21 protein-coding genes are annotated in these 25,604 nt (G+C 69.5%); 4 read left to right on the top strand and 17 right to left on the bottom strand.

The window, feature by feature from the left end:
* Positions 1-75: 75 nt before the first annotated feature.
* The 7 genes from ddaH to sucC form a co-directional block, all read right to left on the bottom strand.
* Complete coding sequence (gene ddaH, locus ACEXOR_RS03480) at positions 76-1,281, bottom strand: dimethylargininase (RefSeq protein ID WP_374847993.1); 1,206 nt, start codon at positions 1,279-1,281, stop codon at positions 76-78.
* Positions 1,282-1,359: 78 nt separating this feature from the next.
* Complete coding sequence (purH, locus tag ACEXOR_RS03475; RefSeq protein WP_374847992.1) at positions 1,360-3,027, bottom strand: bifunctional phosphoribosylaminoimidazolecarboxamide formyltransferase/IMP cyclohydrolase; 1,668 nt, start codon at positions 3,025-3,027, stop codon at positions 1,360-1,362.
* Positions 3,024-3,617, bottom strand: coding sequence for a phosphoribosylglycinamide formyltransferase (purN, locus tag ACEXOR_RS03470; RefSeq protein WP_374847991.1), 594 nt, complete (start codon positions 3,615-3,617; stop codon positions 3,024-3,026). Before purN ends, purH begins: the two co-directional genes overlap by 4 nt.
* A gap of 2 nt (positions 3,618-3,619) precedes the next feature.
* On the bottom strand, positions 3,620-4,906 hold the full coding sequence (locus ACEXOR_RS03465) for a cell division protein PerM (RefSeq protein ID WP_374847990.1): 1,287 nt from the start codon (positions 4,904-4,906) through the stop codon (positions 3,620-3,622).
* A gap of 84 nt (positions 4,907-4,990) precedes the next feature.
* A complete protein-coding gene (locus ACEXOR_RS03460) occupies positions 4,991-5,527 on the bottom strand; it encodes a hypothetical protein (protein WP_374847989.1) in 537 nt (178 codons plus the stop codon).
* Positions 5,528-5,590: 63 nt separating this feature from the next.
* Positions 5,591-6,493 (bottom strand): succinate--CoA ligase subunit alpha, encoded by a 903-nt coding sequence (sucD, locus tag ACEXOR_RS03455; protein ID WP_374847988.1) that lies wholly within the window; start codon positions 6,491-6,493, stop codon positions 5,591-5,593.
* A gap of 16 nt (positions 6,494-6,509) precedes the next feature.
* A complete protein-coding gene (gene sucC / locus ACEXOR_RS03450) occupies positions 6,510-7,679 on the bottom strand; it encodes an ADP-forming succinate--CoA ligase subunit beta (RefSeq protein ID WP_374847987.1) in 1,170 nt (389 codons plus the stop codon).
* A gap of 246 nt (positions 7,680-7,925) precedes the next feature.
* Here sucC and ACEXOR_RS03445 point away from each other — a divergent pair, with 246 nt between their 5' ends.
* The gene (locus tag ACEXOR_RS03445; RefSeq protein WP_374847986.1) at positions 7,926-9,866 is read left to right on the top strand and encodes a hypothetical protein; all 1,941 of its coding nucleotides are present in this window, start codon (positions 7,926-7,928) and stop codon (positions 9,864-9,866) included.
* Between the two features lie 26 nt (positions 9,867-9,892).
* Here the strand turns inward: ACEXOR_RS03445 and ACEXOR_RS03440 are convergent, their stop codons facing one another.
* On the bottom strand, positions 9,893-12,334 hold the full coding sequence (locus ACEXOR_RS03440) for an ATP-dependent helicase (RefSeq protein ID WP_374847985.1): 2,442 nt from the start codon (positions 12,332-12,334) through the stop codon (positions 9,893-9,895).
* Positions 12,335-12,346: 12 nt separating this feature from the next.
* Complete coding sequence (locus ACEXOR_RS03435) at positions 12,347-13,381, bottom strand: glycerophosphodiester phosphodiesterase family protein (protein WP_374847984.1); 1,035 nt, start codon at positions 13,379-13,381, stop codon at positions 12,347-12,349.
* A gap of 149 nt (positions 13,382-13,530) precedes the next feature.
* On the opposite strand from ACEXOR_RS03435, the gene ACEXOR_RS03430 reads away from it, so the two are divergent.
* Together ACEXOR_RS03430 and ACEXOR_RS03425 are read left to right on the top strand one after the other, a co-directional pair.
* Positions 13,531-14,343 (top strand): Bax inhibitor-1/YccA family protein, encoded by an 813-nt coding sequence (locus ACEXOR_RS03430; protein WP_374847983.1) that lies wholly within the window; start codon positions 13,531-13,533, stop codon positions 14,341-14,343.
* A gap of 20 nt (positions 14,344-14,363) precedes the next feature.
* A complete protein-coding gene (locus ACEXOR_RS03425) occupies positions 14,364-15,455 on the top strand; it encodes a DUF418 domain-containing protein (RefSeq protein WP_374847982.1) in 1,092 nt (363 codons plus the stop codon).
* Between the two features lie 26 nt (positions 15,456-15,481).
* Here the strand turns inward: ACEXOR_RS03425 and guaA are convergent, their stop codons facing one another.
* From guaA to ACEXOR_RS03390, 7 genes are all read right to left on the bottom strand, one after another.
* Positions 15,482-17,044: a glutamine-hydrolyzing GMP synthase gene (gene guaA, locus ACEXOR_RS03420; RefSeq protein WP_374847981.1), complete on the bottom strand. Its 1,563-nt coding sequence runs from the start codon at positions 17,042-17,044 to the stop codon at positions 15,482-15,484.
* A gap of 28 nt (positions 17,045-17,072) precedes the next feature.
* Positions 17,073-17,522, bottom strand: a complete 450-nt coding sequence (locus tag ACEXOR_RS03415; protein WP_374847980.1) for a DUF3817 domain-containing protein — start codon at positions 17,520-17,522, stop codon at positions 17,073-17,075.
* A gap of 4 nt (positions 17,523-17,526) precedes the next feature.
* Complete coding sequence (locus ACEXOR_RS03410; RefSeq protein WP_374847979.1) at positions 17,527-18,366, bottom strand: SURF1 family cytochrome oxidase biogenesis protein; 840 nt, start codon at positions 18,364-18,366, stop codon at positions 17,527-17,529.
* Entirely contained in the window at positions 18,363-20,027 is a 1,665-nt protein-coding gene (locus ACEXOR_RS03405; RefSeq protein WP_374847978.1) for a cation:proton antiporter, read from the bottom strand. Before ACEXOR_RS03405 ends, ACEXOR_RS03410 begins: the two co-directional genes overlap by 4 nt.
* Positions 20,028-20,036: 9 nt before the next feature.
* On the bottom strand, positions 20,037-20,567 hold the full coding sequence (locus ACEXOR_RS03400; protein WP_374847977.1) for a cation:proton antiporter regulatory subunit: 531 nt from the start codon (positions 20,565-20,567) through the stop codon (positions 20,037-20,039).
* Positions 20,568-20,723: 156 nt separating this feature from the next.
* Entirely contained in the window at positions 20,724-22,460 is a 1,737-nt protein-coding gene (locus tag ACEXOR_RS03395; protein WP_374847976.1) for a glycerol-3-phosphate dehydrogenase/oxidase, read from the bottom strand.
* A gap of 50 nt (positions 22,461-22,510) precedes the next feature.
* A complete protein-coding gene (locus ACEXOR_RS03390) occupies positions 22,511-23,629 on the bottom strand; it encodes a GuaB3 family IMP dehydrogenase-related protein (protein ID WP_374847975.1) in 1,119 nt (372 codons plus the stop codon).
* A 46-nt stretch (positions 23,630-23,675) separates the two neighbouring features.
* Between ACEXOR_RS03390 and ACEXOR_RS03385 the strand changes: the two genes are divergently transcribed.
* Positions 23,676-23,807, top strand: coding sequence for a hypothetical protein (locus tag ACEXOR_RS03385; RefSeq protein ID WP_374847974.1), 132 nt, complete (start codon positions 23,676-23,678; stop codon positions 23,805-23,807).
* Positions 23,808-23,955: 148 nt separating this feature from the next.
* On the opposite strand, the gene guaB is transcribed toward ACEXOR_RS03385, so the two are convergent.
* A complete protein-coding gene (gene guaB / locus ACEXOR_RS03380; RefSeq protein WP_374847973.1) occupies positions 23,956-25,458 on the bottom strand; it encodes an IMP dehydrogenase in 1,503 nt (500 codons plus the stop codon).
* Positions 25,459-25,604 lie beyond the last annotated feature (146 nt).

Genomic DNA, 25,604 nt, shown 5'->3' with positions numbered 1-25,604 from the left:
TGTCGCGGCAGCCTTACAGACTAGCCGCGCGGGTCGGCGACGCGCAAGACGGTGGAACAGGCATCCGGAACCCGGTCAGCGAACCCGTACCGACAGACAGGTCACGCAGCCTTCGAGCTTCTCGAACTCGGAGATGTCGACCGAGATCACACGGTAGCCGAGACCCTCGATCGCGCGCACCGACTCGGGCGCCGAAGCCGCCACGAGCACGGTGTCGTCGGCGAGCACCACCACATGGGCGCCGCTCGGCTCGGGCATCTCGAGGAAGCGGTCGTACACGAACGGGTCGTCGACGAGCGGGCGGTAGCCGATCACCGTGCCGTCGGGCAGGGCGGTGACGGTGCTCTTCAGGTGCAGCGCCTTCGTGACGGGCACGGCCACCACGGAGTAGCCGCGGGGCGCGAGGATCTTGCGCAGCTGCCGGATTCCCTCGGAGTTGGTGCGCCCGCCCTTGCCGACGAACACGGTCATGCCCACCTTCAGCACATCGCCACCGTCGAGGGTTCCCGGCTTCTCGATGCGCAGCACCTCGAGGCCGAGCGAGCGCACGCTCTCCTCGACGCCCGCGATCTCGCCTTCGCGCGACTCGGCACCGGGGCTCGCCAACACGGCCAGTGCGCCGAACATCACCACGGCATCCTCGACGAAGACCGAGTCGGGCAGGTCGTCGGCCGCGGGAACCTCCACCGGCACCCAGCCGGCACCCGTGAGCGCGGCGAGGTAGGCCTCCCACTGATCTTCGGCAAGCTCGACGTCGACGCTCTCGCGCTCGATGTGCGTCACGATGCCATCGTCCATCGTCGACGGCGGGCGGCGCACCAGCACGTACTTCTTGCGCAGCACCTCCTGCTGCTCGGTGATGGCGATGCGCGAATGGATGCGCGGGGCGATCGTGACCGAGGCCAGAACAGCGGCGATCACGAACACGAGATTGTTGCCCACGAGGGTGCCGAACAGGGGCGCGAGCATGGCGTCGAAGGCGATGCCGGCCACCAGGGCCGACAGGCCGGTTCCGACCAGGGCGGCCACCGCACCCGAGACGACGCCGGCGATCAGGGCCGTGTACCACCGGCGGTACGCCCCCACGAGCCCGAACACCGCGGTGAACACGAACAGCAGCAGCGTCGCGTTGAGGAAGTACTCGCTGTAGACCGGGAAGACCTGCGGGTTCTGCTGGTTCGCCACGAAATAGGCGAGGTCGGCGGAGGCGATCGCCACCAGGGCGACGGCGGCAGCGGCGACCACCGACGCGGTGAGCGACCGGAGGCGGAACGAAGACATAGAGACGACCTTAAGGCAGGTTTCCTGGGCGCTTTCGGCGAGCGACCTGGATGCCCGATCGCCGTGCGACGTGTCGGACTAGTGGAAGAAGTGCCGCTCTCCCGTGAAGTACATGGTGACCCCGGCCTTCTCGGCCGCCTCGATGACCTCGGCGTCCCGCACCGACCCGCCCGGCTGCACGATGGCCTTCACGCCCGCCGCGATCAGGATCTCGGCCCCGTCGGCGAACGGGAAGAAGGCGTCGGATGCGGCGACGGAGCCCGCGGCCCGGTCACCGGCCCGGGTGACGGCCAGCCGACACGAGTCGACCCGGTTCACCTGGCCCATGCCCACGCCCACCGAGGCGCCGCCGGAGGCGAGCAGGATGGCGTTGGACTTCACCGACCGGCACGCCTTCCAGGCGAACTCGAGGTCGGCGAGGGTGGCGTCGTCGGCGGCCGCACCGGCCGCGAGCGTCCAGCCGGCGGTGTCGAGGCCGTCGAAGCCGTCGGGGGTCTGGGCGAGCAGACCGCCGGAGATCTGCCGCAGCTCCAGCGCCTCGCGGCCGTAGCCCTCTGGCAGCGTGAGCAGGCGCAGGTTCTTCTTGGTCTTCAGCACTTCGAGCGCCTCGCCCTCGAAGCCCGGGGCGATCAGCACCTCCGTGAAGATGTCCTTCACGGCCTCGGCCATCGCGAGGGTGACCGTGCGGTTGGCCGCGATCACGCCGCCGAACGCCGAGAGCGGGTCGCAGGCGTGGGCCTTCGCGTGGGCGTTGGCGATGGCGTCGGGGGCACTCGGGTCGGCCACCGCGATGCCGCAGGGGTTCGCGTGCTTGATGATGGCGACGGCGGGCTCGGTGAAGTCGTAGGCCGCCCGCACGGCGGCATCGGCGTCGACGTAGTTGTTGAACGACATCTCCTTGCCGTGCAGCTGCACGGCCTGGGCGATGCCGTGTCCGTCGGCGCGGGCGTACACGGCAGCCTGCTGGTGCGAGTTCTCGCCGTAGCGCAGGGTCGCGGCCAGCGCGGCGGAGACCTGCAGGGTGTCGGGGAAGGCGGGGCGCGCATCCGGTGCCGCCTCGGCCGCCTGCACCGCCTCGCTCGCCTCTGCGTCGGCGAGCGCCTCGCTCTGACCGCCGCCGAGCTGCTCGGCGAACCAGCCGGCGACGGCGGTGTCGTAGGAGGCCGTGTGGGTGAAGGCGTCGGCGGCCAGCGCGCGGCGCAGGTCGAGGGTGGTGCCGTCGGTGGCTGCGGCGGCGATCACGTCGTCGTAGCGGTCGGGCGACACCACGATGGCGACGTTCGCGAAGTTCTTGGCCGAGGCGCGCACCAGGGCCGGGCCGCCGATGTCGATCTGCTCGATCACCGTGTCGGGAGCGGCTCCGGAGGCCACGGTCTCTCGGAACGGGTAGAGGTTCACCACCACGAGATCGAACGGGCGGATGCCGAGCTCGTCGAGCTGGCGGCGATGCGACTCCAGCCGCAGGTCGGCGAGGATGCCCGCGTGCACTCCCGGATGCAAGGTCTTCACACGACCGTCGAGCGACTCGGGGAAGCCGGTGACCGACGAGACCTCGGTCACGGCGACGCCTGACTCTGCGATGGTCTTGGCGGTCGACCCGGTCGACACGATCTCGACCCCGGAGGCGGCGAGCGCCCCCACGAGGTCGAGCAGGCCGGTCTTGTCGCTCACCGAGATGAGGGCACGGCGCACCGGCACGGTGTCGCGGTGGCTGTAGAGGTTCGGATCGTGCTGCGGACCACTCATCGTGCTGCTGTCTCCTCGAGATCGACTTCTCCGGTGGCGATGTCGCGCACGGCCTGCACCAGCAGCTCGCGTTCGACGACTTTGATGCGCTCGTGCAGGTCGTGCTCGGTGTCGCCCGGCCGTATGGCCACCTCGCGCTGCACGATCACCGGGCCCGTGTCGACGCCCTCGTCGATCACGTGCACGGTCACGCCGGTGGTGAGAGCCCCGGCGGCGAGCGCGTCGCGCACGGCATGCGCACCCGGGAAGGCGGGCAGCAGGGCGGGATGCGTGTTGATGAGTCGCGGGGTGAGCGCCGACACCACCACGGGCGGCAGGATGCGCATGAAGCCGGCGCACACCACCAGGTCGGGCGACCAGCGGTCGATCTGCTCGAGCAGCTCTGTTCCCCAGGCCTCGCGGTCGGCGAAGGCCGAGGGCACGACGGTGAAGGTGGGGATGTCGAATTCCTCGGCGTGGGCGAGCCCCGCGGCATCGGTGTCCGATCCGACGGCGATCACGTGAGCGGGGTAGCGGGCGTCTCGCGATGCCTCCAGGAGCGCCCGGAGGTTGGAGCCACCCCCGGAGATCAGAACCAGGAGCGAGAGCACCGTCACAGTGTATCGGCCGGGGGACGGCGGGCGCTGGCGACCGTGACGGTGCTCGTGCGCCAGGTTGCTCCGCCCACCAGGCCGAGCAGCATCGCGACGGCCAGTTCGATGAACGACCAGAGCCACACGAGCCCCGGGTCTGCGCCCACGTCGGCGAGGCGGCCCGGGCCGGCGGCGCCGCCCGCCCAGACGGTGAGCAACGCCAGGATGCTCGAGCCGACCGCCGCGCCGCCGATCGCAGTGGCGAGCAGACGGACGATGCGCCCGCGCGATCCGGTGCCGCGGATGCGGTCGAGATAGGCGGGCCGCAGCAGGGCCGCCGTGCCGAACCCCACCACGATCGGCACGAGAAGACCCACGAACCCGAACGCGGGGGTGCCGTCGGGCAGGGCCCCGAAGATCGGCAGCGACGGCACGAGCCCGAGCTGCGTGCCGAGGGGTGACACCGACGAGCCGGTGCCCAGCGCGAATCCCGGTCCGACGAACCAGCCGACCGTCCAGAGCACGATGTTCGGCAGCAGGGCGAGCTGCCCCAGGGTGAGGGTGATGCCGCCCAGAACGCCGGCCTGGAGGCTCTCGTAGAGCCCGACGATCGAGCTGAAGTTGAACACGAGCACGAGAGCCATCGCCACCGCGGCGAACCCCACGATGCCCGCGGCCGAGATCGCGCCCGCCCGCAATGCCAGCGCCACCAGCCCGCGGTCCCCCTGGTCGACCCGGTCGACGAGCCGGGCGAGAGCCTGGCGGGCACGACTCGTGCGGCCGAGCTCGACCGGTTCGACGCGGCGCTGCGCCCATCCGTAGCCCAGCAGCAGACCCAGGGCGTAGACGGCCGCCGGAAAGAGGATGCTCTGCGCGATCGAGGGGAGAGCCGCGGCATCGCGGGCGCTCAGCGACACGGCGAGCGCGAGCAGCGCGAAGACGAGCACACCCACGGCGCCGCCCGTGATCGGGTAGCGGGTCTGGCCGAGTCGCCGGCCGCTGCGCAGGCCGAGCAGAACCGTCACGAGGGCGAAGCCGAGCGGCGCGAGCCCCAGTTCGAAGGGCTGGTCGGCGCCGGCCAGGCCGAGCCGCAGCGCCAGCGCCGGGTCGATCGTGAGGAGCAGGTCGACGCCGTTGCCGGCCAGCCAGATGTCGGCCGATGCCCGCCAGAACACGAGCCAGTCGATCGCCAGCCCGAACTGGGTGGCCCAGAGCACGGTGAGCGGGATGAGGGGGATCCCCACTCCGATGGCTACGACGATGACGGCGTCGAGCGCGGCGAGGAGGGCGGTGGCTGGGCGGTTCATGCGGTGCCCAGCGTACCGGCCGGGGCGGGGCATCGGCTGACGCCGCGCTCGGTGCGCGCGGCGGCTACGGCTGGTGGCTGCCGTCTAGTGGAAGACGGCTTTGAGGGCGATCACGGCGAGGCCGAGCAGCGCGGTGACGATGCCGCCGGCCAGGCGGGCGTACCAGGCGGCCTCGCGCTCCGCGAAGGCCATCACCCCGAGCAGGAACAGCACGATCACACCGATCGCGAGCGAGAGAAGGTAGGCCACGCCCTCGTCGAGAACCCCGGCGGCTCCGAGCCCGAGCACGAGCATCGGCGGCACCGCGGCGAGCAGCAGGCCCGAGGAGTGGGTGAGCGCCCGGCCGAGGGCGTCGGTGAGCGTGATCTCGGTGGTGCCCGACTTGCCGTGGTGCGCGACCGTGAAGGCGAACACGTGGGCGATCCAGAACACGAAGGTGGTGGTGCCGACGCTCACGAGGAGGTCGAAGTCGTTGTCGTCCTCCAGCACCACGATCAGTGCGGCGGCGATGATGGTGCCGTAGATCGACTCGGGGGTGACCAGCTCGGCCCGCAGCCGTCGATGCAGGGGCAGCACCCCGCCGCGCGCATCCGCCGCCACGCCCTGCGCACCTTCACCCATCGCACCCTCCTCCCAGCAGTGTGCCAGCCGGGGAGGCCGTGGAGCACGGCCTCCCCGCGAACATCACAGGGCGGCGAACACCTCGCGCAGCAGAGCGGCGGTCTCGCTCGGGGTCTTGCCCACGCGCACGCCGGCGGCCTCGAGGGCCTCCTTCTTCGCCTGAGCGGTGCCGGCCGAGCCGGAGACGATGGCACCGGCGTGGCCCATGGTCTTGCCTTCGGGCGCGGTGAAGCCCGCCACGTAACCGACGACGGGCTTGGTGACGTTGGCCTTGATGAAGTCGGCGGCACGCTCCTCGGCGTCGCCGCCGATCTCGCCGATCATGACGATCGCCTTCGTCTCCGGGTCGGCCTCGAACGCGGCGAGCGCATCGATGTGCGTGGTGCCGATGATGGGGTCGCCGCCGATGCCGATTGCGGTCGAGAAGCCCAGATCACGCAGCTCGTACATCATCTGGTAGGTGAGGGTACCCGACTTCGACACGAGGCCGATGGGGCCCTTGCCGGTGATGTTCGCCGGCGTGATGCCCACGAGCGCCTCGCCGGGGGTGATGATGCCCGGGCAGTTCGGCCCGATGATGCGGGTCGTGTTGCCCTTCGACTTGGCGTAGGCCCAGGCCTCGGCCGAGTCCTGCACGGGGATGCCCTCGGTGATCACGACGAGCAGCGGGATCTCGGCGTCGATGGCCTCGATGATGGCGTCCTTCGAGAATGCCGGCGGCACGAAGGCGATCGACACGTCGGCGCCGGTGGCCTCGATGGCCTCCTTCACCGTGCCGAACACCGGCAACTCGACGGCGTTGCCGTCTTTGTCCGTGTGGCTCACGACGGTGCCGGCCTTGCGGGCGTTGACGCCGCCCACCACCTGCGTGCCGGCCTTCAGCATCAGGGCCGTGTGCTTGGTGCCCTCGCCTCCGGTGATGCCCTGGACGATGACCTTGGAATCCTTGTTCAGAAAAATCGACATGCTCTCTCGTCCTTACTTACTTCGCTGCCGCGGCGAGCTCGGCGGCCTTGTCGGCGCCCTCGTCCATCGTGAGGGCCAGGGTCACCAGCGGGTGGGCGGCCTCCTGCAGGATGCGACGGCCCTCCTCCACCTTGTTGCCGTCCAGGCGCACCACGAGCGGCTTGGTGGCGGTGTCGCCGAGCACCTCGAGCGCGCCGACGATGCCGTTGGCCACGGCGTCGCAGGCGGTGATTCCGCCGAACACGTTCACGAACACGCTCTTCACCTGCTCGTCGCCGAGGATCACGTCGAGCCCGTTCGCCATCACCTGAGCGGATGCTCCGCCCCCGATGTCGAGGAAGTTGGCCGGCTTCACGCCGTCATGGCTCTCGCCGGCGTACGACACCACGTCGAGCGTCGACATCACCAGGCCCGCTCCGTTGCCGATCACGCCCACCTGGCCGTCGAGCTTCACGTAGTTGAGGCCGAGCTTCTTGGCCTTGGCCTCGAGCGGGTCGGCCGCCTCCGCGTCTTCGAGGGCCTCGTGGCCCGGGTGACGGAAGTCGGCGTTCTCGTCGAGCGAGACCTTGCCGTCCAGGGCGATGATGTCGCCCTCCTCGGTGAGCACGAGGGGGTTCACCTCCACGAGAGTGGCGTCCTCGCCTTTGTAGACCTCCCAGAGCTTCACGAACACGGGAGCGACCTTCTCGATCAGCTCCGCCGGGAACTTCGCGTCGACGGCGATCTGCTTCGCGGTCTCGAGGTCGATGCCCGCGATGGGGTCGACCTCGATGCGGGCGAGGGCCTCGGGGCGCTCCACGGCGAGCTGCTCGATCTCCATGCCGCCCTCGTAGCTGGTGAGCGAGAGGTACGAGCGGTTGGCCCGGTCCAGGAGCACGGAGAAGTAGAACTCCTGGGCGATACGGGCGCCACCGGCGACCATGACGCGCTTGACCACGTGACCCTTGATGTCGAGACCGAGGATGGCCTTGGCTGCCTCCTCCGCCGCATCGGCGTCCTTGGCCACCTTCACGCCGCCGGCCTTGCCGCGGCCGCCGACCTTAACCTGGGCCTTGACGACCGTCACACCGCCGAGCTTCTCGGCCGCCGCGCGCACCTCTTCCGGGGTGTCGGCGACGATGCCCGGCAGAACCGGCACGCCGTAGCTCTCGAACAGGTCTCGGGCTTGGTACTCGAATAGATCCACGCTGGTCTTCCAATCCGCTTTCAACTCGTCGTCCTGGCAGTCACTCAGGACATGACTCACGGCGCGACGGAGGGCATGTTCCGCTTCGTCGCTCCGGACACCATTAGCACCTTACCCCCGCCCGGCGACGCGCTCCTGCGCACGCTCACGGCAGAACCACTCCTCCCCAGGCGGCGTTCGCGCCCAACTGTCCACAGATCCCGGCCGAGGGCGAGATCCCGGATGCCCGGCCTGCACGCTGTGGGCATGAACCGACGCATCCGCATCCTCTCCGCCCTCCTCGCCGCCGTCGTGGCGGGCATCGTCACCCTCGCGAGCGCGGGGCCCGCGCTGGCCGTCCGCGCCGTCTCGCACGGCCACGGCGTGCTCTGGTCGGGCGACCGCACCTCCTGGATCGGCTCGTACGCGCTCGACGACGGCAACTCCGGCTATTGCACCGACGTCGAGCGACCACAGCCGTCCGGCACCGAGCTCGAGTACGTCGACGGGTCGACCACCGGGCGGTACTCCCTGCACGACTCGGCGCTGCTGGCATTCATCTCGCGCAACTTCGGGTCGCCGACCGACCCGCTCACCGCCGCCTCGGCGCAGCTGGCCACGTGGACGGTGACCGGCCTCGGCGGCCACGACCAGGCCTACTTCGCCCGCCGGGCGAACGCCGCCGCCGGTGATGTGCTCGCCGCCGCCAACCGCATCCTGGGCTGGGCTAGCGCTCCGGGTGGTGCCTCAACGGGGGTGTCGGCCTCGGTGAACCTCGAGCTCGCCGGTGCCGGTGGGAGCGTGCACTCCGACCTCGCGGTCGACTACCTGGCCGGCAGCCAGACGGTTCCCGCCGGATCGTTCGCCGGCACGATGACGCTCGAGGGCGCGGCCTTCGACGACGGTTCGAGATCGCGCACCGTGCGCAACGGGGAGACCCTGCGCATCGCCCCCGACCAGCAGGGAGCCACCGAGACCGTCTCGGTGCAGGTCGACTTCCGTGACCTGCCGTTCGGGCCAGGGTTCCGGTTCGGGCGCAACACCGGCGCCAGCCAGGACCTCCTCGTCGATCACCCGTACACCCGCGATGCGCACGCCTCGGCCAGCCGGAGCGGCCCGAACGAGCTGCCTTTCCGTCCCCGGGTGGAGACCCAGACGAGCGCTGCGGTCGCCGAGGCAGGAGCCCTCCTCGGCGACGACCTCATCGTCGACACGCACCCCGAATCCGCGACGGGCACGGAGTGGGGTGTGTACCGCACCGACACCGGGGCGGAAGCACCCATCCCGGTCGTCATCGAGAGCGTGCTCCACGGCCCCTTCCCGGTGCGGCCCCTCGAGAGCGAGGTCGCTCCCGCCGATGGGCCGGTCGTCTGCCGGGTGGAGACGCTCGTCGAGGCCGGGCCAGGCCGGTACGAGACGCCGGAATGCGTGCTGCCGGCGGCCGGCCACTACGTGTGGACGGATTCGATCGATCCCCACCGCACCCCGCCGGAGCAGGGCGGCGATCGCTTGCAGGCCTGGCAGTCGCGGTTCGGGGTGGCGACCGAGACCACGCTGGTGCCCGCGACCGTCCTCATCGAGACAGTGGCGTCGAGTGATCTGCTCGCCGCACCGGGATGCGTCTTCGATCGATTGTCGGTCACCGGGCTCCCGCCGGGTTCGGAGCCGATCCAGGTTCAGTCGACGCTGCTGGGTCCCCTGCCCCGGCTGCCCGAACCCGGCTCGGTACCCGACGACTGGCAGAGCTTCCCCGAAGCCGGAAGCGTCGTCACCGAGGTGGCCGCCGACGGCGAGCACCGGTCGCCGTGCATCGAGGTCACCAAACCTGGCCACTACTACTTCACGGTCTCCTCCGACGGCAGCCCGACCGTCGACGGCGACGGCACCTTCGCCGCGGCCGGCACGACTGCAGACGGCGGACAACAGCTCGTACCGCCGTTCAGCGACCTCCGGGTGCACGAGGCGGAGTCGGTCGTCCTCACGCCTCCGGCGGCGTCACCGCCTCCGCCGACGCCGACTCCGACGCCCACGCCCACGCCTCCGGCGACGTCCGTGCCGTCCGCGCCGCCGGTGGCGGCCGCTCTCGCCCAGACGGGCCGGTCAGGTTCCGGTGCGGTCGCGATCGCCGCGGAAGTGTCCATGGTCGCCGTGGGTCTCGCGATCGCCGGCCTGGCGGGCTCGCACCTCACGTCGCGCCGCCGCCGATGACCTCGCCGGCGCGGCGACCGGTCGGTTCAGAGCTTCTCGATCGGCGCGATCTTGATCAGCAGCTTCTTCGCTCCCGCGGGCGAATCGAACGTCACGTGGGCCACGCGCTTCGGGCCGGTGCCCGTCACCTGGTTCACCCGGCCCTCGCCGAAGTCGGTGTGGCGGATGCGATCACCCGGCACGAGTTCGAGGTCGCCGTTGTCGCGCACCTGGCCGGTGACCCGGTTGGCCCACTCCGTCTTCGGCTTCGGGGGCGCCGGCGGCAGCCCGAAGCCTCCGTCGGTGCTCCAGCGCGAGTTCGAGCTGCTGCGCGATCCGTACCCGCCACGAGACGCGTTCAGGGCTCGCGGCTCGGTTCCGTTCCGCGAGGTGGCCATGCCCGGCGACTGGATCCACTCCACCAGCTCGGCGGGGATCTCCTGCAAGTACCGGCTCGGCATGGCCACGGCGGTCTCACCGAACTGCGCCCTGGTCATCGCCAGCGAGATGAACAGTCGCTTCCTCGCGCGGGTGATGCCCACGTAGAAGAGTCGTCTCTCCTCCGCGGGCCCACCGGGCTCGCCGGCCGACATGCGGTGAGGCAGCAGATCCTCCTCCACACCCGTGAGGAACACCGCGTCGTACTCCAGGCCCTTCGCGGTGTGCAGCGTCATCAGCGACACCGTGCCGCTGGTGTCGTCGAGGTCGTCGACCGCCGCCACGAGCGACACCTCGGTGAGGAAGTCGAGCAGCGTGCCGTCGGGGTTGTTGCGGTTGAACTCCTTCGTCACCGCCAGCAGCTCTTCCACGTTCTCGGCGCGTGCCTCGTCTTGAGGGTCGCGGCTGGCCCGCAGCGCGGTGACGTACCCGCTCTTCTCCATCAGCAGCTGCAGCACCTCGCTGACGGTGGCCTCTCCTCCGGCGCGCTCGGGGTCGACGAGCTCGCCCGCCTCATCGAGCAGCGCTGCCAGCTGCAGGATCGCGCCGGTCACCTTCGGCCCGAGACTCAGCTCCTTCGCACGGCGCATCGACTCCCGGTACGTCACGCCCTCGCGCTCGGCGAAGGCGGCGAGCGCCGTCTCGGTGGCCGGCCCGATGCCGCGCTTCGGCGTGTTCAGGATGCGCCGCAGAGCAAGCTGGTCGAGCGGGTTGGCGACGGCCGTCAGGTACGCCATGGCGTCCTTGATCTCGGCGCGCTCGTAGAACTTCGTGCCGCCCAGCACCCGGTACGGCAGCGCCGAGCGGATGAAGATCTCCTCCAGCGCCCTCGTCTGCGAGTTGGTGCGGTAGAACACGGCCATCTGGTTGTACGGCATACCGCCGTCTCGGAGCTTCGCGATCTCGTCGGCCACGAACTGGGCCTCGTCGTGCCCGGAGTACCCGGTGAAGCCGATGATCTTGTCGCCGTCGCCCACCGCCGTCCAGAGCTTCTTGTCTTTGCGGTCGAAGTTGTTCGAGATCACGGCATTGGCCGCGGACAGGATGTTCTGGGTCGATCGGTAGTTCTGCTCGAGCAGCACCACCCGTGCCCCGGGGAAGTCGCGCTCGAACTCCACGATGTTTCGGATGTCGGCGCCGCGGAAGGCATAGATCGACTGGTCGGAGTCGCCGACCACGGTGAGCGACGCCCCGCCTCCGCCGAAGCCGGCGATTCCCGTGAGCTCGTTCGACTCCGGCGGCCGGGTGAGCTCGCGGATGAGGGCGTACTGCGCGTGGTTGGTGTCCTGGTACTCGTCCACCAGGATGTGCCGGAACCGGCGCTGGTACTTCTCGGCCACCTGCGGGAACGCGCGGAACAGGAACACCGTCTGGCTGATCAGATCGTCGAAGTCGAAGGCGTTCGCCTCGCGCAGTGCGCGCGAATAGGCGCGGAAGCACTCGACGAACATCGCCTCGGCCGGGTCGTTGAAGTTCGCCTGGCGGGCGTAGCTGTCGGCGTCGGAGAGCTCGTTCTTGAGCTTGGAGATCTTGCCCAGCACCTGGGCCACCGTGAAGCCGTAGGTGTCGGCCTGCAGCTCCTTGATGATGCGCTTCACCAGCGCGCGCGAATCCTGCGAGTCGTAGATGGTGAAGCTCTTGGTGAACCCGAAGTTCTCGGCTTCGCGCCGGAGGATGCGCACGCAGGCGGAGTGGAAGGTCGAGATCCACATTCCCTCGGCCACCCGCCCGAGCAGGTGCGCCACCCGCTCCCGCATCTCGGCGGCGGCCTTGTTGGTGAACGTGATGGCCAGGATCTGGCTCGGCCAGGCCTCGCCGCTGCGGATCAGGCCGGCGATTCGATGGGTGAGCACCCGGGTCTTGCCACTGCCGGCGCCCGCCACGATCAGGAGCGCCGGGCCCCGATAGACCACGGCCTCCCGCTGCTCGGGGTTCAGCCCCTCGAGCAGCTCGTCTTCCTCAGGAGCACCGGCGGAGGAGCCCGACGGGCCGGCACCGTCGACGATGACGGGCTTCAGCCCCGGAGTGGTCGAATCGGTGATGTCGCTCATGCTCAGGCAATTCTAGGTCGCGCCACCGACGCTCTCCCTCGCCCGCACAGCGAGATCGGGCTGGTCGGCGAACACCCCGTCGACGCCCGAGGAGAGCACGGCCGCGAACTCCTTCTCCCACTCCCCGAACGAGCCGGCGTCGCGCCCGATCCGGTAGTTGCGAGGCAGAAAGCGGTTCTCGGCCCGGAGCGTCCACGTGAAGACCGAGAGCCCCGCGGCATGGGCTCGAGCCACGACGTCGCTCACCCGGTGCGCAGCGTTGGTGAGGTCGCGCGGCATGATGCTCGCCTTGTCGAGGCTGATGCCGTCGACCTCGGCAGCCAGCTCGGCGAGTCCGTCGTCTGTGAGGTAGGAGGCATAGTCCCGGGCCCGGTCCCCGTCGCGGGCCACCAGGTCGGGTGGCGCACCAGCAGCCTCGAGCAGGTAGATCCACCGCGCCGCAACGCCCCGGTCGCGAAGCGCTCCCAGGGCCGACTTCTCGAACGACTCCACCACGAGCTGCTCCGGCCGGTCGGCCCACCCGGCGTCGGCGAGCGCCGCGCCCACGTGCTCGGCGAGCGACATCCCGATCGAGTCGAAGTAAGCGGCGTGCTTCAGCTCCACCACGGCCGACAGCGCACGCCCCGCATCCGTGCCGGCCCGCTCCACGATGCCCAGCACGTCCGTCAGGCGCAGCAGCGCGAACCGGCCGTCGAAGGTCGCGCTGGCCGGTCTCACTCCGGGCAGGCGCTCCCGGGCCTTCAGCGTGCTGAGCTCGGCCCAGGTGAAGTCCTCCGTGAACCACCCGGTGGTCTCCTGGCCGTCGATCCACTTGGTGGCCCGGCGGTCGGCGAACTCCGTGTGCGCGGCCACATCCGTGGTGCCCGAGATCTCGTTCTCGTGCCGCACGACGGCGACCCCGTCTTTCGAGAGCACGACGTCGGGCTCCACGGCATCCGCGCCGAGGGCGAAGGCGAGTTCGTAGGCCGAAGCGGTGTGCTCGGGGCGATAGCCGCTGGCACCCCGATGGCCGATCACGAGGGGGCGGGCGTCGGCAGCAGAGGTCACCTGCTCACGGTACGCCGAGCGACCGTGCGCCGTGAGCGAACCGGAGCCGCTTCCGGCCGGAATGAGGCCTGTGCCCAGCAATTTCATGTGAATGGTGCACTACGTTTGTAGCAACCACGATCACCCTCACTTCACAGATAGAGACTGACATGGCAGCGTCCTCCAGTAACCCCGCCTTCGCCCGGAATCCGGTGTTCAACGGCAAGGAGGTGACGCCTCAGACGCCCACCATCTCCGCTGACGGTCTGCAGCAGATGTACGAGCGCCCCGCCGCCGGGCCCTCGCAGACCGACCGGATGAGCTACGACGACGTCATCATCAAGACCGCGGGCATGTTCGTCATCCTGCTGGCCACGGCTGTCGTCGCCTTCCTCACGATGTACCCCATCCCCACGGTGCTCGGCCTCGGTCTCGTGGTCGTCGGAGCACTCGGCGCCTTCGTGCTGGGCCTGGTCAACGCCTTCAAGCGCGAGCCGTCGGTTCCGCTCATCCTGGCCTACGCCGCCCTCGAGGGTCTCGCCATCGGCGGCATCTCGGGCATCTTCGAGGCCCGCTGGTCGGGCATCGTGCTGCAGGCCGTGCTCGCCACCCTCGCGGTGTTCGGCGTCACCCTGGCCCTGTTCGCGAACGGCAAGATCCGCGCCTCCAAGCGCGCCACCAAGGTCTTCCTGATCGCCATGGTCGGCTACGGCGTCTTCTCGCTGCTCAACCTCGTGCTCATGGTCACCGGTGTCGTCACCGACCCGTTCGGCCTGCGCAGCGGTTGGATCGGCATCGCCATCGGCCTCATCGCGGTTCTGCTCGCGGCCTACTCGCTGGTGCTCGACTTCGACTCCATCCAGCGCGGCGTCAAGGCCGGCGCCCCCCGCAAGTACGGCTGGTCGGCGGCGTTCGGCCTCGTGCTCACGCTCGTGTGGCTCTACCTCGAGCTGCTGCGCATCATCGCCATCTTCCGAAACTGACGCGCTCTCCAGCGCATCGGGTGCAGCACACGAACGGGGTCATCCAGACGGATGGCCCCGTTCGTCGTCTGGTCGGCCTCGACGCGGCCCGCGGCCTCGCGCTCCTCGGCATGCTCGCCGCCCACACCGTGCCCGAGGGCGACGCCGAAGCGGTGTGGGACGGCCGGTCATCCATCCTCTTCGCCACCATCGCCGGTGTCTCGCTGGGGCTCCTCTCCGCCGGGGCCCGTCGCCCTCGGCGTGGGGATCGCGGCCGGGTGGCACGCATCGTCGCGCTGCGGGGCGTGGCGCTGGTGCTGCTCGGCATGCTGCTCACCTTCCTCCAGACTCCGATCGCGATCATCCTCGACACCTACGGCTTCCTCTTCGTCGTAGCGCTCCCCCTGCTCTACGCCCCACGATGGGTGGTCGCAGCGGTCGCCGCGCTCGCGACGTTCGGCGGCCCCTGGGCGGTCGACGCCATCAGCACGGCGATCGACAACGCCACGGGGCCGGTGGAGACCGCGCTCGACGGCCCGTGGGCCTACTTCCCGGTGCGCTGGCTCATCGACGCGTACCCGGCGCCCGTCTGGCTCGCCTACCTGGCGATCGGCATCCTGATCGCCCGCTCCGACGTGCGTCGCCGGCACACCCAGTTCGCCCTCGTCGGGGTCGGAGGTCTCGCCGCAGTGCTCGGCTACACGCTGGCGGCCGCAGTCGCGACGCCCGTACTGGCCCACGACGACAGCACAGCCGAGGTCATCGCCTCCGGTGGCGTCGCCGCGGCTGTGATCGGCCTGCTGCTCTGGCTCTGCGACAGCCCCACCGTGCGGTCGCCCGTGCAGCGTGCTGCTCGCCTGGTGCTGTCACCGCTGGCCGCCGCCGGGTCGCTGCCGCTCACCCTCTACACGATTCAGATCCTGGTGATCTTCGTCGTCGTCGAGACCGTCGACTACGCCGGCGGATGGCTCGGCTGGCAGACGGTGCCGCTGTTCTTCGCCCTCGCGATCCCCTCGCTGGCGCTGGCCTGGGTCTACCGTCGGCGGTTCACCCAGGGCCCGCTGGAGTGGCTGCTCAGCCGCATCACCACCCAGCGCCCGTGGCCCCGCCGGAGGCGGCACGACGCAGACTGACCGAGCGTCGGCTCACAGCAGGGAAGCTACTCCCACTCGATGGTTCCCGGCGGCTTCGATGTCACGTCGAGCACGACACGGTTCACGCCGCTGACCTCGTTGGTGATGCGGTTCGAGATGCGGGCCAGCACGTCGTAGGGCAACCGCGTCCAGTCGGCCGTCATGGCGTCTTCGCTGGAGACCGGCCGGAGCACGATCGGATGCCCGTAGGTGCGGCCGTCGCCCTGCACACCCACCGACCTCACGTCGGCCAGCAGCACCACCGGGCACTGCCAGATCTCGGCGTCGAGACCGGCCGAAGTCAGTTCCGCTCGAACGATGGCATCGGCCTGGCGCAGCAGCTCGAGCCGCTCGAAGGTCACCTCGCCCACGATCCGGATGCCGAGGCCGGGGCCGGGGAACGGCTGACGGGAGACGATCTCCTCCGGCAGACCGAGCTGGCGCCCGATGGCGCGCACCTCGTCTTTGAACAGGGCGCGCAGCGGCTCGACGAGCTCGAACTGCATGTCCTCCGGCAGCCCGCCCACGTTGTGGTGGCTCTTGATGTTCGCGGTGCCGCTTCCGCCGCCCGACTCCACCACGTCGGGGTAGAGCGTGCCCTGCACCAGGAAGCGGATCGGGTCGCCGTCGGCCGCGGCCTCGGCGAGCAGGTCGGCCTGGGCCTGCTCGAAGGTGCGGATGAACTCCCGCCCGATGATCTTGCGCTTCTGCTCCGGGTCGCTCACGCCGGCGAGCGCGGTCATGAACTGCTCGCGAGCGTCGATGGTCACGAGCCGGACACCGGTCGACTTGACGTAGTCCTCCTCGACCTGGCGACGCTCATCCTGGCGCAGCAGACCGTGGTCGACGAACACGCAGACGAGCTGGTCCCCCACCGCTTTGTGCACGAGTGCCCCGGCGACGGCCGAGTCGACCCCGCCCGAGAGGGCGCAGATCACACGGCCGGTTCCGACCTGCGCCTGGATGGCGGCCACCTGGTCGGCGATCACGTTGCCCGGGTTCCAGTCGGCGGGAATGCCCGCGGCTCGGTGCAGGAAGTTCACGATCACTTCCTGGCCGAACTCGGTGTGCTTCACCTCGGGGTGCCACTGCACGCCGTAGAGCCCGCGCTCCTTGTTCGCGAAGGCGGCCACCGGGGTCGACGAGGTGCGCGCCAGAACCTCGAAGCCCTCCGGCGCCTGCACCACGGAGTCGCCGTGGCTCATCCACACCGTCTGAGCCGATGGCTGAGCGCCGAGCAGTTCGCCACCCTCGCCGTCGATCGACATGTCGGTGGAGCCGTACTCGCGGGCGCCGGTCTTGGCCACCTCGCCACCCAGGGCCTTGGCCATCACCTGGAAGCCGTAGCAGATGCCCATCGTGGGCACCCCGAGCTCGAAGATGGCCGGATCGAAGGCAGGAGCCCCGTCTTCGTAGACGCTCGACGGTCCCCCACTCAGCACGATGCCCGACGGGTTCTTCGCCGCCACCTCGGCCGCCGTGATGGTGTGCGGCACGATCTCGGAGTACACGTTCGCCTCGCGTACACGTCGCGCGATCAGCTGCGCGTACTGGGCACCGAAGTCGACCACCAGCACGGGCCGGGTCAACTCCTCGTGGTTCGGGGTCTCTGCTCCGCTAATGGGATGCCTCCACAGGTCGGGTGGTCGAGGCCTCCGCTTCGCGGGCGGCCAGATAGGTGGTGACCTCGCGGGCGACGCGCCCCTCGAGGAAGAACGACAGGAACGGGATGACGCCACCGAGCGCGATCAGGATGAACCGCAGGAACGGCCACCGCATCAGGCTCCACAGCCGGAAGTCGCTGAACAGGTACACGACGTAGAACCAGCCGTGGATGATCAGGATGCCCGTGCTGAGGTTCACGGCCGTCACCGTTCCCTCCGGCACCAGCGCGATGAGCCCGCGCGAGCCGCCGAGCTCCACCTCGAGGGCGAGCGGGGTGTACTTCAGCAGCATCTCCACGCAGAGCAGGAGCAACAGCACACCCGTGATGATCGAGGCGACCTGGTAGAACTTCAGGGCTCCGCGGATGCGCGGGAAGTCCTTCGGTTTCGGTGCGAGAGCCATGGATCTAGCCTACCCGCGCATCCGGAGCGGTCGATTCCTCGAGCTCCTCGAGCTCGCGTTCCCAGGCGTCTCGCACCAGGCGGTACCAGAGGTAGATGGCGAAACCGGCGAACACCACCCACTCGGCCGCGTAGAAGATGTTCAGCCAGTTCAGCTGCACCGAGCTGTCGGGTTCCGGCGAGTCGATCACCGTGAGACCGGGTGGTGCGGAATCGAGCACCAGGTAGCCGCCGTACACCTCGGCGGCGGCGTCGAACTGCGGCCACCGGTTGATCAGCTCCGCCACCGACATGGTGGTCGACAGCGGCCCGCCGTCGAGCGAGGTGGCCGTCGAGCCGGTGCTCGGCGCCACCGGGCCCTCGGTCGGCAGGTAGCGCCCCTCGAGCGACTCCGGGTTCGCGGCGGATGCCCCGGCGAGACTCTCAGCGGTCGCCCGCGCCTGGTCTTCCGAGTCGGTCCAGCCGAGCGCTACCGCGAGGTACGTGTCGGGGGCATCGGCCACAGCGAGCTGCCCGATCACCCAGTAGCCCTGCGCGCCGTCGTTCAGCCGGCCGCCGAGATAGTCGAAGCCCGACGCCACGAATCGCCCCGACACCGACACGCGCTGGGCGGCCTGCTTCTCGATCACGGCCTGCTGAGGTGTCGCCACCTCGGCCAGCGGCCGCATCGTCTCGGTCTGGGTGTTCACCGAGGTGCCCGTCGACACGGCCCGCTCGAGCTGCCACTGCCCGAGCGCGGCGAACCCGCCCGCCACGGCGAGCGCCAGAAGGAGCGTCGCGATCCAGCGCGGTCGGCGCATGATTCCACCGAGCGTGGGCGGGGAGGTGGGGGTGGCGGTGCTCAATAGTCGTCGTCTCTCACTCGGGGGCCCTCGTCGTCGGACTGCTGCATCGCCTGCTCGATCAGCCGCTCCACCGAGGGATCGGCGACGTCGCCTCGCCCGGCGGCGGGCAGTCGGCTCGAGCGATCGTAGTCGTCGTAGTCGCTGTCGAGCGCGTTGGCGGCAGCTCGGTCGGTGTCGAACTCCGACGCGACGTCGTGGCCGTCCACCTCGCCCAGCTCGTCCACCCCGTCCACCCCGACGGATGCGGCACCGCGCCCGGAGCCGCTCGGCCCCGGCGCGGCCGTCGCGGCCTCCATCAGGGCGATGGCCTCGGCGCGTTCGAGGTCGGCTCGCGAACCGCCGGAGCCCGGCAACGCGGCACCTGACGCGGCACCCGCGGCCGCGGCCCCCGTTGCCCGGAACCCGTCCGCCCCGACCGTTACGGCACCCCCCGCGCCCACGCTTTCCGTACCCGCCGCGGCCGCCGCAAGAGCCGCGGCCCGCGCCTTCTTGCGCTTCGTGCCCAGCACCACCGCACCGATGCGCTCCGAGTTCACGGCGAGCACCGGCCCCATGATGGCCATCACCAGCACGTAGAGGCCGGCGAACGGCTGGATGCGTTCATCGAGCCCCGCCCCCAACGCCAGCGTGGCCAGGATCAGCGCGAACTCGCCGCGGTTCTGCAGGATGGCCGTGGTGTTGATGCCCGCCTGCGGCCCGAGCCCGTTCAGCCAGGCCACGAATTGCCCGGCCACGATGTTGAGCCCCACCGTCATCCCCACGGCCGCGAGCACGGGCACGATCACCTCGGGGAACTTCGAGGGGTCGAGCCCCAGTCCGAAGTTCAAGAAGAAGAACGCCCCGAACACATCGCGCAACGGGATGGCGATGTGCTCGATGCGGTTGCGATACCGGGTCGCACCCAGCACCAGCCCGATCAGGAACGCACCGATCGCATCCGTCACGCCGAGGATCTCGCCGAGGCCGCCGAACATGATGGCCAGGCCGAAGAACAGGATGGTGAACAGCTCGTCGTCTTTGGTGCGGAACAGTCGCGAGACGAATCGGCCGCCCCACCGGGCGATCGCGAACATCACCACGAGGAAGAGGAACGACACGGCGAGCTTGCCCACCACCGGCCAGATCTCGGTCTCGCCCGAGAGCACCACCGACACGATGGCCAGGTAGATGGCGATGAACACGTCTTCGACCACCGTGACGCCCAGGATCATGGGCGTCTCGCGATTGGCCAGCCGGTTCAGCTCGATCAACAGCTTGGTGACGATGGCACTCGACGACGTGGCGGTGATGCCGGCGATGATGAGCGCCTCGCGCGTGCCCCAGCCCACCAGGAAACCGAAGGCGAATCCCACCACCATGTTGATGGCGATGTACGAACCGCCCGAGATGATGAGCTTGCCGGCGTTGCCGATGAACTCGTCCTGATCGAACTCCAACCCCAGGTTGAACAGCAGCAGGATGAGGCCGAACACGGCGATCAGCTCGATGTACTCCCCGTGCACGAAGTCGATGGGGAACCAGCCGAAGTACGGGCTCGCCAGAAGCCCCACGACCATGTAGATCGGGATGGCCGGTAGGCCGATGGACTTGCCGAGACGGCCGAGGGCGTAGGCGATGACGAAGAGGACGCCGAGAACGAGGAGGTCGGGGCCGAGATGCACGCGCCCGCCTCAGCTTCCGGGCGGACCGTCGACGACTCCTGCTTTCGCCTTCAGCTCACCGGTGCGGAAGAAGGTGAACGCCTTGGCGACCTTCTCCGGCGAGCCGGCCACCACGAGGGTGTCGCCGGGGAAGACCTTGAAGTCGGGCGCGGGAGCCGGGTTCGCCGAGTCGCCGCGCACCACGGCGACGACCGTGAGACCGGCGATTCCGCGATCGGCCGGGCTCCCGAGCGCCTGGCCGGCGATGTGGTCTTCGTAGTCGACCGTGAACCAGTCGATGCTGAGGCCCGGAATCTGGTCGAGCGCGGTGAGCGACTCGGTGATCTGGGTGCCGCCGAGCAGTTCGGCGAGCGTGTGCGCCTCGTCGTCGCTCAGCCGAAGGGACACCTTCGTGGCGTCGCCGTCTTCGTCGTCGGAGAAGCTGATCAGGTCGCTGTGGCCGGATCGGTGCGCGATCACACCCACCTTGCCGCCGTCGCTCGTCTTGAAGGTGTGCAGCACCCCCACTCCGGGAAGCTTCACGCGCTTCACGTCGACCATTGCCGTCTCCTCCTGCCCTCGCGGGGCACTGACCTCAGAGCGGGCAGTCGACCGCCGGGTGAGTCCAGTTTAGTCGCCGGGCATCCGGGGCCTGCCGCCTGGGGAGACTGTTCGCACAGGGCGCACCCGTGCAGGAGAGGACGGCGTGCGACCGACTCAGACCACGTCGGTCTTCACGATGTCGGGGGCCTCCAAGCGGATGCGCTCGGCCGAGGCGTCGTCGGGCTGCAACTGGCTGGCCCGTTCCGCCTCGACCCGTTGCAGGTAGACCGCGACCTCGCGCTCGATCTGCTCCTCATCCCACCCGAGCACACCGGCCATCAGGCGCGCCGCGACCGGGGCCGCCGAGACCCCGCGGTCCCAGGCCTCGATGGAGATGCGTGTGCGGCGGGCGAGCACGTCGTCGAGGTGCAGCGCACTCTCGTGCGAGGCCGCGTAGACCACCTCGGCGCCGATGTAGTCGTCAGCGCCGGGCAGCGGGTCGGCGAGCGACGGGTCGTCGATGATCAGGCCGAGCAGCTCGTCCGTGAGTGTGCCGTAGCGGTTCAGCAAGTGCTCCACGCGAACCGGATGCACGCCGAACTTCCGCGCGATCTTGTGGCGCTTGTTCCAGGCGGCCTGGTACCCCTCGGCCCCGAGCAGGGCGATGTCCTGCGTCACCGACGGAGAGATGCGGCCGTCCAGCGCCGAGACGGCCGCGTCGATGGCGTCCTTGGCCATCACGCGGTACGTCGTCCACTTGCCTCCCGCGATCACCACGAGGCCGGGCACCGAGTGCGCCACGAGGTGTTCCCGGGAGAGCTTCGACGTCTGGTCGCTCTCACCGGCGAGCAGAGGCCGGAGCCCGGCGAACACGCCCTCGACGTCTTCGCGGGTGAGCGGCACCGCGAGCACCTTGTTCACGTGCTCCAGCAGGTAGTCGATGTCGGCCGCCGTGGCCGCGGGATGCGCCTTGTCGAGGTTCCAGTCGGTGTCGGTGGTTCCGATGAGCCAGTGCCGGCCCCACGGGATGACGAAGAGCACGCTCTTCTCTGTGCGCAGCAACAGCCCTGAATGGCCCTGGAAGCGGTCGCGCGGCACCACGAGGTGAATGCCCTTCGACGCCCGCACCTTGAACTGGCCGCGCTCCCCCACCATCGCCTGGGTCTCGTCGGTCCACACTCCGGTGGCGTTCACGACCTGCTTGGCGCGGATGTCGAACTTCTCGCCGGTCTCGAGGTCGTGGGCGTGCACGCCCACGACGCGCTCGCCCACCTTCATGAACCCGTCGACCTGCACGCGGCTGGCGATGTGCGCCCCGTAGGAGGCGGCGGTTCGGGCGAGGGTCGACACGTAGCGGGCGTCGTCGACCTGAGCGTCGTAGTAGGTGATGCCACCGATCAGCGCATCTTTCGCCAGGCTCGGCATCAGCTGCTGCACCTGTCGGCGGGACAGGTGGCGGTGATGCGGCACTCCGGGAGGGCGACCACCGGAGTAGCTGAAGATGTCGTACAGCAGCATCCCGGCGCCGATGTAGGCGCGCTCCCAGATGCGCTTGTTCAGCGGATACAGGAACCGCACCGGCTTCACGAGGTGCGGCGCGAGGCGCTGCAGCAGGAGCCCCCGTTCGATCAGCGCCTCGCGCACGAGCCGGAAGTCGAGCTGCTCGAGGTACCGGATGCCGCCGTGCACGAGTTTCGAGGAGCGGCTCGAGGTTCCGGATGCCCAGTCCCTGGCCTCGACCATGCCCACCCGGAGACCGCGAGTCACCGCGTCGAGCGCGCTTCCCGTGCCGACGATGCCGCCGCCGACGACGAGCACGTCGAGCTCTTTCTCCTTGAGGGTCTCGATCGCGGCCCGACGTTCGTCCGGTCCGATCTTGGTGGAGTGCGAAACCGACGTCGTCGTGGCCATGGAACCCTCCTCGGTGCCGGAGCTAGGCGCTCTCGGCGTCCCTGCCCACGCTAGTCAACCCGGTAGGGAGCGACAACCACTTCGACCCGCTGGAATTCCTTGAGGTCGCTGTATCCGGTGGTCGCCATCGAGCGCCGCAGGGCGCCGATGAGGTTCGCGGTGCCGTCGGAGACCGGCGAGGGGCCGTAGAGGATCTGCTCGAGCGAGGCGACCTGGCCCACGTGCATCCGCTGGCCGCGGGGCAGCTGCGAGTGGTGCGCCTCGGCTCCCCAGTGCCAGCCGGCACCCGGGGCGTCGGTGGCTCGCGCGAGGGCGCTGCCGAGCATCACGGCGTCGGCACCGACCGAGATGGCCTTCACGATGTCGCCGCTGGTGCCGAGGCCGCCGTCGGCGATCACGTGCACGTAGCGGCCGCCCGACTCGTCCATGTAGTCGCGGCGGGCTCCGGCCACGTCGGCCACCGCGGTGGCCATCGGGGCATGGATGCCGAGAGTCGCGCGCGTGGTCGAGGCGGCGCCGCCGCCGAAGCCCACGAGCACGCCGGCCGCGCCGGTGCGCATGAGGTGCAGGGCCGCGGTGTAGGTTGCCGCGCCGCCCACGATCACGGGAACGTCGAGCTCGTAGATGAACTTCTTCAGGTTGAGCGGTTCGGTGTTCTTCGACACGTGCTCGGCCGACACCGTGGTGCCGCGGATGACGAACAGGTCGACGCCGGCGGCGACCACGGTCTCGTAGAGCTCCTGCGTGCGCTGGGGAGAGAGGGCACCGGCGACGGTGACTCCGGATGCGCGGATCTCGGCGAGGCGGGCGGTCACCAGCTCCGGCTTCAGCGGCTCGGCATAGATCTCCTGCATGCGCTCCGTGGAACGCCCCTCGGGGAGGTTGCGGATCTCCTCGAGCAGGGGCTCGGGGTTCTCGTACCGCGTCCAGAGCCCTTCGAGGTCGAGCACGCCGACGCCGCCGAGCTGGCCGATCATGATGGCGGTCTGCGGCGAGACCACCGAGTCCATGGGCGCGGCGAGCACCGGGATGTCGAAGCGGTACGCGTCGATCGACCACGCGACCGACACGTCCTCGGGGTCTCGCGTGCGCCGCGACGGCACCACCGCGATGTCGTCGAACGAATACACGCGGCGCCCCCGCTTGGCGCGCCCAATCTCAATTTCCATAACGCCCCATCCTACCGACACCCCGTCCCACCGGTTATGCTGAGCTATGCTCATCACTCACGACGGTTCCTTCGTCGCTCCCCGGCCCTCCACGATCGCCCTCGCCCTCGCGATCACCGCTCCCGTAGCATCCATCGGAGTCGCCCTCGCCTACCTCTTCGCCACCCTCAACCAGTAACCCACGCCACCAGCCGAACTGGCGGCGCCCCCTCTGATGCGAAGCGAATCGCCCCGGTGGGGGTTTCGGTTTCCGTCGCCTTTGGGCGAAGCTCAACCGAAGACGGAAACCGAAACCCCCACCGGGGCGCGTAGCGGCAACCCCAGAACTACCGCCGGTAGTTAGGCGCCTCCACCACCATCTGCACATCGTGCGGGTGCGACTCCTTGAGCCCTGCCGCCGTGATGCGCACGAACTTGCCCTTCTGCTTCAGCTCCGGGATTGTGCGCGCGCCCACATAGAACATCGACTGCCGCAGCCCGCCGGCCAGCTGGTACGCCACGTTCTGCAGCGGGCCGCGGTAGGGCACCTGACCCTCGATGCCCTCGGCGATCAGCTTGTCGTCCGACGGCACATCAGACTGGAAGTAACGGTCCTTCGAGTACGAGGTCTTCTCTCCGCGGGTCTGCAATGCACCGAGCGACCCCATGCCCCGGTAGTTCTTGAACTGCTTGCCGTTGACGAACACCAGATCGCCAGGGCTCTCGTCGCAGCCGGCGAGCAGCGAGCCGAGCATCACCGTGTCGGCGCCGGCCACGAGGGCCTTGGCGATGTCGCCCGAGTACTGCAGGCCGCCGTCGGCGATCACCGGCACCCCGGACTCGCGGGCGGCCAGTGAGGCCTCGTACACCGCGGTCACCTGAGGCACGCCGACTCCCGCCACAACGCGCGTGGTGCAGATGGAGCCCGGCCCCACGCCCACCTTGATGGCGTCGGCGCCGGCATCCACCAGCGCCTGCGCCCCCGAGCGCGTGGCGACGTTGCCGCCGATCACGTCGACCCCGGCGAACGCCGAGTCGCTCTTCAGCCGACGGATGATGTCGAGCACGCCCGCGCTGTCGCCGTTCGCGGTGTCGACCACGATCACGTCGACGCCCGCGTCGAGCAGGTTCGTGGCGCGCTGCCAGGCATCGCCGAAGAAGCCGATGGCGGCTCCGACACGCAGCCTTCCCGCTTCGTCCTTCGTGGCGTTCGGGTACTTCTCGCTCTTGTCGAAGTCCTTCACCGTGATGAGACCGGAGAGCCGCCCGGCGTCGTCGACGATCGGCAGCTTCTCGATCTTGTGCTGCGCGAAGATGGCGACCGCGTCATCCGGGTCGACCCCCACCCGCGCCGTGATCAGCGGCATCTTGGTCATCACGTCGCGCACGAACGTGGTCTGCTTCTCGAACGGCGACACGAACCGCATGTCGCGGTTGGTCACGATGCCCACGAGCACGCCCTGCCCGTCGACCACGGGGAGCCCGCTCACCCGGTAGACGCCGCAGAGCGCGTCGACCTCGGCGACCGTCGCATCCGGAGTCGTGGTGACCGGATCGGTGACCATGCCCGACTCGCTGCGCTTCACGCGGTCGACCTGCTCGGCCTGATCGATGATCGACAGGTTGCGGTGCAGAACCCCGAGGCCGCCCTGGCGGGCCATGGCCACGGCCATACGCGACTCGGTCACGGTGTCCATCGCCGCAGAGAGCAGCGGGGTGGCCACCTCGATGCGCTTCGTCAGCCGCGACGAGGTGTCGGCCTCGCTCGGGATCACATCGGTGTGACCCGGCAGCAGCATCACGTCGTCATACGTCAATCCGACAAATCCGAACGGATCCGGCTGGTCCATCGTTCTCCCTCGCGCGCAGTGTAGGTCAATCGTAACTGTTAGGCACCGGGCGGTATTCCGTGTAGAAATAACCGACGATTCGAAAGTCCACATGAAACACCGTGGACACAAATCGTCTGTATGGTCTAGCAGAGTCGCTACGACCA

The organism is Herbiconiux liangxiaofengii, assembly GCF_041927335.1.
Lineage (GTDB): Bacteria > Actinomycetota > Actinomycetes > Actinomycetales > Microbacteriaceae > Herbiconiux > Herbiconiux liangxiaofengii.
The sequence above is the reverse complement of the archived record's forward strand: the minus strand, read 5'-3'. Positions and strand labels throughout refer to the sequence as shown.